Below are 8,721 nucleotides of genomic sequence, written 5' to 3' on the forward strand. Positions count from 1 at the left end.
ACAACTGTCTCCAGGAAGAATTAAAGATGTAGCTTATTCCGACAAAGTTAATTATAATTAAATCTTACAAATTCTGAAGATCTTGCTGGTTCACGGCAATATAGCTAAGCCGGCGCAGCACTTTCCATCTCTATCCCCATTAATAATCTGGTTCTGGGCGGGCAACTGGCCTGCGATTGACTAAGTTGGCCAGGCAGATAATTTTCTTGTGCCCCAATTGGGGCACAAGAAATAAACTGTGATTATCTTATGGGGCCAGTTTTAGTCACTGACCATATGCCTGTTTCGATAATACCGTCAGAGGTAATATCTTGAAATACCCCCTCCATTCTTCTTTTGGGATAAAAGAATAACTTACCCACCATAGTTGAGCTAGAATCTGTTATATAAATCTGACCATCATAGATGACCCCCACGATTTTTTCTGGTTGGTTACCAGGACTTTCGTGGGTGCCTTTAAAGCGGAATCCTCGCTGACTGGTGATTTTTGCAGTAACTTGGTATTGTTCATATTTATCTGGTTTAACTGTCTTTACAATGCCGGTCCAGGTGCCCACCAGATTGGGTGGATTGGTAGCAGCGGCCGCGAAGTTAGCATTAAAAGCCATGACCATTAGAACCACCAGCAATAAGCCCACTACTTTTTTCACAACTTTCCCTCCTTTACTCTCGGTTTGCCAAATTAAGTTTGGTTTGATTAAAGACCTGGGGTCCCAATCCACCAAAGCCTCCTCAGGGCTTAAAAAGCCCCAGGGAGATTAAAACCGCTTACCTTCGGTGGCTCCAGTGATCCAGGGGATCCTGTTACCATAAGTCGATCCCCTGAAGTCGATCTACTCGTCTTCTGGCTTCCGGATCCTCCTCCCCGGGCCTTCCCACCTTAGTTAGTGGCTCAGGCAATGGTTTATGCCGGGTTCGTCCCTGGGTTAAGGTGGCGGATGGCCCAGGATTTACACCGGGTTCCCCTGCCACTTGAGGGGTAGCCCGCCGACCGACTCTGGCGATATTACTAGACAGACGTTGAACCGTCAAGCTGCAAATCCAAGGAAAATCGATTTTTATTGACTTAAGGCAGTAAATTTTTTACAAATAATCGCTAACCACACTAAACAGGAGATGGGGCGTGAGAAATCAACTGCTGGGGGAACGACTGGCGCTGTTCTCCGATCTTTATGAACTGACCATGGCGGCCAGCTATTTTGAGGAAGAAAAGTTTGAAGAGGCGACCTTCAGTCTGTTCATTCGTCAGTATCCCACGGACCGGGCTTATTTTGTTGCCGCCGGCCTGGAGGAAGTCCTGCACTATCTGGAAACCTTAGGGTTTCAGGAAGATGATCTGGCCTATTTAGAGACCACCGGCCTGTTTAAACCGCGCTTTCTGGATTATCTGAAAGACTTGCGCTTCACCGGCGAAGTCTATGCCTTACCGGAGGGCAGCATCTTTTTTAAAGATGAACCCATCCTGGAGGTTACCGCTCCGATTATCGAAGCCCAGCTAGTGGAGACCTTTGTCATCAATGCCATTAACTTCCAGACCCTGATCGCCACCAAGGCCTCCCGCTCCACCTATATTGCCGGGACTCGACGCCTGGTGGATTTTTCCCTGCGGCGCACCCAGGGCGTGGATGCTGGCCTCAAAGTAGCGCGGGCTAGCTATTTGGGGGGCTTTATCGGCACCAGCAATGTCTTGGCCGGAAAACTCTATGCCATCCCGATCTTTGGTACTATGGCCCATTCCTATATTACCAGTTTTGAGCATGAACTCGATGCCTTCCGGGCCTTTGCCAGAGACTTTCCGAAAAATACTATCTTGTTGATCGATACCTACGATAATATTGCCGGGGCCAAAAAAGCCATTCAGGTGGCCCAGGAAATGGAAGCCCGTGGCGAAAAACTCCGCGGCGTGCGTCTGGACAGCGGCGACATGGCGGCCATCAGTGTTGAGGTGCGGCGGTTATTCAAGGAAGCGGGGCTGGATTATGTGCAGGTGTTCGCCAGTGGTGGGTTTGACGAATTCAAGATCGCCCAGGTGCTGGAGGCGGGGGGACAGATTGACGCCTTTGGGGTGGGCACCAAGATGGGGGTGTCTGCTGACGCCCCTTATTTTGATATTGCCTATAAGTTGGTAAAGTATGGCACCCGGCCGGTGATGAAGCTTTCCACCGGCAAGGTCACCCTGGTGGATAAAAAGCAGGTTTTTCGCCGCTATAATGACCAGGGGCAGATGCGGGAAGATACCATTGCCTTGCGGGACGAGACTATCGCCGATGCTACCCCGCTTTTGTCCAAGGTTATGGAAAAGGGCCAATTAATCCGCCCTGTGCCGGGCTTAAAAGACAGCCGGGACTTTTTCCTGCAAGAATTTGGCCGGCTGCCGGAACGCTTTAAAGCTCTGCGCCATCCACCCCAATATCCCGTCCGCATCAGTCCCGCCTTGCAGGAACTAGAGGGTCAGGTGGAGCACGAGATCCAGGTCACCGAGTTAGGCCAGGTTTAATCAATTAAAATTAAAGGATATTTATGGGAATCACGGAAACCTTGTTAGAACTATTTACCCGCTTGATCTCCACCCTGGGCTATGGGGGGGTATTTGTGCTAATGACCCTGGAAAGCATGGTCGCCCCGGTGCCCAGCGAGATGGTCATGCCATTTGCCGGTTTCCTCATCTTTACCGGTCAGTTTCACACCATCTGGGTAATCGTTGCCAGCGGTTTGGGCTCCATCGTCGGCTCCCTGTTATCTTATGGCATGGGCCGCAAAGGGGAGGCGGTGGTGCTGCGCTACGGTCGTTACCTGCTCCTCAATCCGCATCACTTGCAGTGGACGGAAGACTTCTTTGCCCGGCACGGCAAAAAAACCATTTTTATCTCCCGGTTTATCCCGGTGGTGCGCCACCTGATTTCCATCCCGGCCGGTCTGGGCAAGATGCGGCTTTTACCCTTTATCGTCTATACCGCCATTGGTGCTACCATGTGGAATGGCTTCCTTACTTATATGGGTTATTGGCTCCGGCAACATTGGGCGGTCATCCATGAATATTCTCATACTCTGGACCTAATGGTAATCGGTGGTGGAATCCTGGCCCTGGCCGCATACCTGATCTGGCGCTGGCGTCGGCTGCGGCCCACCCCTAAGGCTGTCCCCTAATGGCATGGTTTCCAGATGGATTGGTATACCCTACTGATTCAGAAATATGGCTACCTGGCAATATTTTTGGGCAGCCTGGTCGAAGGGGAGATCTTTCTAATTCTGGGCGGGTTACTTGCCCGTCAGGGCCTGCTGAACTTATGGTTGGTGGTGAGCCTGGCGGTTGTTGGTTCATTCAGTAGCCATGGGGGGTTTTATCTTTTGGGCCGCTGGCAGGGTCAGTCCCTGGTTGGCCAGTTCCAAAGATTGCAGGCCGGCTACCCCCGGGCCCAAGCCTTGGCCCAGCGCTTCGGCCCGGCCTGCATCTTTGTGGTGCAGTATCTTTATGGCTTGCGGTTGATTACCTCGCTCACCCTGGGAACCCTGGGAATCCCGGCCCGGGTATTTATCCTTTGGCAAATTTTCAGCATCAGTTGTTGGGCCGTGGGCCTGGCCACGGCCGGATATTTATTCGGGAAAGCCATCGAATATTTCATCACCCGCCTGGAAATTTTGCTTAGCCTGGTATTGGTGACCGCGGCCTTAGGGATTTGGGCCTATAGTCGCCTCTGGCATTGGGCCCGCACTAAATCGGCTCCGCTTTCGCCCCACCCCCCGTCATCTCTAAAAAATCCAACCCGCAATCATCTCCAGGTCGAAAATTCCCAGGCCAACTCAGAATTTCCCTCAGACCATATTTCCTAAGATCGGGTAATCTGTAAAAATCTCCTAACCTCTGAAGACCTGAAACTAAGGACTCTGACCTAACGTAGTTTCAAGGCCTTTTAGATATAATTTGAATGATTTATTATTTGGCAATTAACATCCCGAATAGGCGTATGCCAAAGAACGATCCCGGAACAAGTTTTCCTTTGTTAGGATCTACAGTTGGGTTATCTGGCCTTATGATTTTGATATAAGGCATTTTGTTTGCGATCACTATCCCGGGATTAACAGTACCTTCCGGTAAAGTGATGGCTCCTCCAATTATATCGTTACCAGATTTAATTGGAGATAGGAAACGACAAAAATATTGGCCGGTATTAGTTTGCGTTCCCATCAGGAAGCGGTATGGGCCGGTATTGGGGGCTTGGGCGTAGAAAATCGGGAAAATCTGCTGGATCATAAGGTACTTGGTGGAGGGAATTTTAAAGCTTTTTCGGGCCCCATTCGGCCATACCCGCATCCAGTTCCAGGGATTAATTTTATTCTTTCCCGGATTGGAAGCGGTGGCTACCAAATTTACTACCTGCCCTGGCTTTTTGAGCAGGTCGGCATTGGCCAATTGACTGGAACCAGAAACTGCCAGCAACAGGGCCAGGCAGGCCACCCCCAAGAATTTGACGAGTTTCATGGTGACCCCTCCTCTCGATTATATTTTTTATAAATCCATATGAAAGTCAGACTGCACCATTTGTCAAACTTTTTTAGAACCCGGCCACATTTCAGGTTGATAAGGGCTCCCGGCCCAGATCAATCTAGCCCAGCCTAACAGGCCCGGTCTTTCAAGGCCGGCCGTGATATTTTTCATAGCGGTCGTAGAGATAACCGCCCAACAGGCCGGCGCCGGCACCGATGCCGGCTCCAACCGCGGCCTCGCCAGCGATTGCCCCTATAGCTGCGCCACTGGCAGCGCCGATGGCCCCACCCGACAGGGTGCGTTGTTCAGTATATGACATCCCGGCACAGCTACCTAACAGCAGAGCCAATGCCAAGATCAAAGCCACCTTCTTGATCATCGCTTTTCCTCCTTATTTTTCCTCAGGGGGACATAATTTGGCGCTTTCGCGCAGAATGACCTCAATCACAGTTTTCTGTAACTCTCCCGGATGGTTCTGATAATATTGATCTACCTCTCGGACAATAGTGGCCACGGTCTTATTCTTCAGCTCCTCCACGAAGGCATAGGCGATACAAGGGCCCCGGCCTGTGCCTCCCGCTCGGTACTCAAAATCGGCCATGTTGCATACGCCTTTGATATAGGTGACCTGGGCCTCATAGGGTAACTGCTGCCAATAGTTGCCATCCAACAGAAAGGGGTGCTCCTGGGCATAACTGGCCGAAACCAGACAGAGGCAGCAGCAGATTCCGATAAGGAAAAATTTCCGGCCATAATTGAAGCAGTGCATAATAAAATCCTTTCTGGGTTGCGATGATTGCCATCCGGGGCCTCCGGCCCCCAACCCTGAAGCCGGAGCCGCCAATGCCGCCATCCATTAGGGGGAGATTTTACAATATGATAGCAGTCAGTGTCAATGAGCCTTGGTGCGGAGACATACTTTGTCCGATTAACCCCAACTCCACCCCTACCGGCAATCCACAATCGACTTCGGGTTAAAAATTAACGGCGACGGATTATAGTGGTCTGGCGAAGCTTTTTAGGGGACGAGGTCCTGGCTTTGTTCACCTTGGACTGACCCTTGGCATCCCTCACCTTCTGTTTGGGTGTTCTGGGTTTACCCTTGGCTTGGACCGGCTGATTTTTTGGATTTTGGGCTTTCCTGATCCTGACCGCAGTTGCCTTGGAGGATTGAACCTCAGGCGGTTGAACCTGCGGCTTGGCCTGGACGGGGCTTGGAGCCGGCGGAGGCTCCACTACCACTGGTGGCTCAGTCTGGACCGGGTTTTCCGTGATTGGCACAACAGCTGGCGGTGCTACTTCCCTTTGGGCCAGAGCTGGGGTTGATAGGGAAACGCATATGATGCCCACGACAAGCAATATAAACAGGTCTCTCATTTGCTGGGCCTTTTTGAAATACCCGCAATTCCCCTGATCTCGGGGTCGTAACGGAAAGAAGTTGTTGCAGTCGGATGGTGGCGGTGCAGGGATTCGAACCCCGGACACTGCGGATATGAGCCGCATGCTCTGACCACCTGAGCTACACCGCCACGCAATACAGTTGATATATTATCAGAATCCTCTCTTTGTCAAATGAAAAAAAAGCAACGGGGCAGGGCGTCCGATTATCCCTCCCCGGTTAAGCCATTTTCCGGTCTCCGAAAACTCCTCGGTCCGACCCGGTAGCCACCCTGCCATCCGACCTGATAAATCGTTTTTGGCCTATTACAGCCCTATAGGGCAGATCAGGGGGAAATTTAAAGAAAATACCATCTCTGGCTCCCAACCAACATTTTTCAAGTCCTTAAAAAAATATGAATAATCCCTCAAGAATAATAAGATCTGCCCGGAGACAGCAAAAATATTGACAATCTGTTACGGATTTGTTATTGATCGAATGTGTGAATATTTGCACATTTATCTCTTTGTAGCAACCCGGGTATTATAAGATCCCGGTAAGCTGCTGCCCACAGGCCGGGCCCTGGCGGCAGTTGTTAGATTATACAGAGCAAAGCTATAGTAAGGGAGGTGATCAGGAGCTTCGCAAAATAAAGCAAGGTTGTTGTCTGGGTAATAGTCTTTAGAATTTTATTGAAGGAGGTTATTGATGGATATTATTAACTTTGCCTTACTCTGTGGCCTACTGGCAGTGGCCTACGGGCTGTTCACCACTACCTGGGTTTTAAAGCAGGATGCCGGTACCGAACGGATGCAGGAAATTTCCGACGCGGTGCGGGAGGGAGCCAATGCGTTTCTGAACCGGCAATATAAAACCGTAGCGATGGTCGGAGCGGTTATCTTTGTGGTTCTGTTCATGGTCTTAGGTAAATTCGTCGCCATCGGCTTTGTCATTGGAGCCGTGGGTTCGGCCTTGACCGGCTATATTGGCATGTATGTATCCGTGCGGGGCAATGTCCGTACTGCCCAGGGTGCCTTCACCAGTATGGCTCATGCCCTGAAGATCGCCTTCCGGGGTGGTTCAGTTACCGGTCTGTTGTGTGTGGGCTTGGCCTTGTTAGGTGTGGCCGGTTATTACAAGTTAGTCTCAGGAATGGCTCCCGAGGCTGCCATGCACGCCTTGGTAGGTCTTGGTTTCGGCTGCTCCCTGGTATCGGTGTTTGCCCGGTTGGGCGGCGGCATCTACACCAAGGCGGCTGACGTCGGCGCTGACCTGGTGGGCAAGGTCGAAGCCGGCATCCCTGAAGATGACCCTCGCAACCCGGCGGTGATCGCTGACAACGTCGGGGACAATGTCGGCGACTGTGCGGGTATGGCTGCTGACCTCTATGAAACCTATACCGTGACCGTGGTGGCCTCCATGCTGCTGGCCCATACGGTCTATGGCCCGGGATCCATGGCAATCCTGTTCCCGCTGCTGATCGGCGGGGTCTCGATTGTAGCTTCGATCATTGGCACTTTCTTCGTCAAACTGGGGAAATCCCAATATATCATGGGGGCCCTTTACAAGGGTCTGATCGTCTCCGGTGTTTTGGCGGTCATCGCCTTTTATCCCCTGGCTCAAAAATACATGGCTGACGTGGCGGCCAAAGATGGGTTTGCAATTCCGCCTTTCAATGTCTTCATGATGGCGGTGATCGGCATCTTGGTCACCGGTCTGATCGTCATGATCACTGAGTATTTTACCTCCAAGAGCTTTGCGCCGGTAAAGAGCATTGCTCTGGCTTCCACCACCGGCCACGGGACTAACATTATCCAGGGCCTGGCAGTCTCCCTGAAAGCCACGGCGCTGCCGGTGCTGGTCATTGTTGGCGCTATTCTGTGGGCCTTCGTCCTGGGTGGCGGCGCCGAGCACGCCGGGACCGGTCTTTATGCCATCTCCCTCACCGCGGTGGCCATGCTGTCGATGACGGGAATTGTGGTGGCCATTGACTCCTATGGTCCGATCACCGACAACGCCGGTGGAATCGCCGAAATGGCTGAACTGCCCGAGGAGATCCGCAACATCACCGATCCCCTGGATGCGGTCGGCAATACCACAAAGGCGGTTACCAAGGGCTATGCTATCGGTTCCGCCGGGTTGGCGGCTCTGGTGCTGTTTGCCGAGTACTCCCGCTCTTTCGGTGAAGCACTGTCCTTTGAATTGGCTGACCCGCGGGTGCTGGCCGGATTGTTCATCGGCGGTCTGCTGCCCTTCCTGTTCTCGGCCCTCTGCATGGAAGCCGTTGGTAAAGCCGCCGGTGGGGTGGTCGAAGAAGTCCGCCGCCAGTTCCGGGAAATGCCCGGCATCATGGAAGGCACTACCAAACCCGAATATGGCACTTGCGTGGACATCGTTACCAAAGGGGCGCTGCGGCAGATGATGGTCCCGGCCCTGATTCCGGTACTCTCGCCGATCATCGTCGGCTTTACCCCCGGTCTGGGTAAAATAGCCCTGGGCGGCATGCTGATCGGCTCCATTATCACCGGACTCTTCCTGGCCATTTCCATGACCTCGGGCGGCGGTGCCTGGGATAACGCCAAGAATCACCGGACTCTTCCTGGCCATTTCCATGACCTCGGGCGGCGGTGCCTGGGATAACGCCAAGAAGGCCATTGAAGACGGCCTCTACGGTGGCAAAGGCTCCGATGCTCACAAGGCCGCGGTCACCGGCGACACCGTGGGCGACCCCTACAAAGATACCGCGGGTCCGGCGATCAACCCGATGATCAAGGTGGTCAACATCGTGGCCCTGCTGTTGGTGCCGTTGCTGGCTGGATAAATCTAACCTTTTAACCGCGCCTCTAAGACCGCGGAG

At 52.5% G+C, this 8,721-nt stretch carries 7 protein-coding genes, 1 tRNA gene, 1 pseudogene and 1 riboswitch; of the genes and pseudogenes, 4 read left to right on the top strand and 5 right to left on the bottom strand.

Features of this window, described 5'->3' with window-relative positions; genetic code table 11:
- Positions 1-242 precede the first annotated feature (242 nt).
- Complete coding sequence (locus JRG72_10820; GenBank protein MBW2135697.1) at positions 243-650, bottom strand: hypothetical protein; 408 nt, start codon at positions 648-650, stop codon at positions 243-245.
- A gap of 189 nt (positions 651-839) precedes the next feature.
- Positions 840-964, bottom strand: a riboswitch (cobalamin riboswitch).
- Positions 965-1,138: 174 nt separating this feature from the next.
- Between JRG72_10820 and JRG72_10825 the strand changes: the two genes are divergently transcribed.
- Genes JRG72_10825 through JRG72_10835 form a run of 3 tightly spaced genes read left to right on the top strand, consistent with a single transcriptional unit; the run spans position 1,139 to position 3,831 of the window.
- Positions 1,139-2,497 (top strand): nicotinate phosphoribosyltransferase, encoded by a 1,359-nt coding sequence (locus JRG72_10825; protein ID MBW2135698.1) that lies wholly within the window; start codon positions 1,139-1,141, stop codon positions 2,495-2,497.
- A 23-nt stretch (positions 2,498-2,520) separates the two neighbouring features.
- Positions 2,521-3,147, top strand: a complete 627-nt coding sequence (locus JRG72_10830; GenBank protein ID MBW2135699.1) for a DedA family protein — start codon at positions 2,521-2,523, stop codon at positions 3,145-3,147.
- A gap of 15 nt (positions 3,148-3,162) precedes the next feature.
- On the top strand, positions 3,163-3,831 hold the full coding sequence (locus JRG72_10835) for a DedA family protein (protein MBW2135700.1): 669 nt from the start codon (positions 3,163-3,165) through the stop codon (positions 3,829-3,831).
- Between the two features lie 103 nt (positions 3,832-3,934).
- Here JRG72_10835 and JRG72_10840 read toward each other — a convergent pair whose 3' ends face one another.
- From JRG72_10840 to JRG72_10855, 4 genes are all read right to left on the bottom strand, one after another.
- Positions 3,935-4,480 (bottom strand): hypothetical protein, encoded by a 546-nt coding sequence (locus JRG72_10840; GenBank protein MBW2135701.1) that lies wholly within the window; start codon positions 4,478-4,480, stop codon positions 3,935-3,937.
- A 151-nt stretch (positions 4,481-4,631) separates the two neighbouring features.
- Positions 4,632-4,865 (bottom strand): hypothetical protein, encoded by a 234-nt coding sequence (locus JRG72_10845; protein MBW2135702.1) that lies wholly within the window; start codon positions 4,863-4,865, stop codon positions 4,632-4,634.
- 12 nt (positions 4,866-4,877) lie between these two features.
- Positions 4,878-5,255, bottom strand: coding sequence for a hypothetical protein (locus JRG72_10850; GenBank protein ID MBW2135703.1), 378 nt, complete (start codon positions 5,253-5,255; stop codon positions 4,878-4,880).
- Positions 5,256-5,938: 683 nt separating this feature from the next.
- Positions 5,939-6,015: transfer RNA gene (locus JRG72_10855), tRNA-Met, on the bottom strand.
- 557 nt (positions 6,016-6,572) lie between these two features.
- Here JRG72_10855 and JRG72_10860 point away from each other — a divergent pair.
- A pseudogene (locus JRG72_10860) lies at positions 6,573-8,685 on the top strand (sodium-translocating pyrophosphatase).
- The last annotated feature ends 36 nt before the right edge of the window (positions 8,686-8,721 follow it).

It is taken from the genome of Deltaproteobacteria bacterium, assembly GCA_019309545.1.
Lineage (GTDB): Bacteria > Desulfobacterota > Desulfobaccia > Desulfobaccales > Desulfobaccaceae > Desulfobacca_B.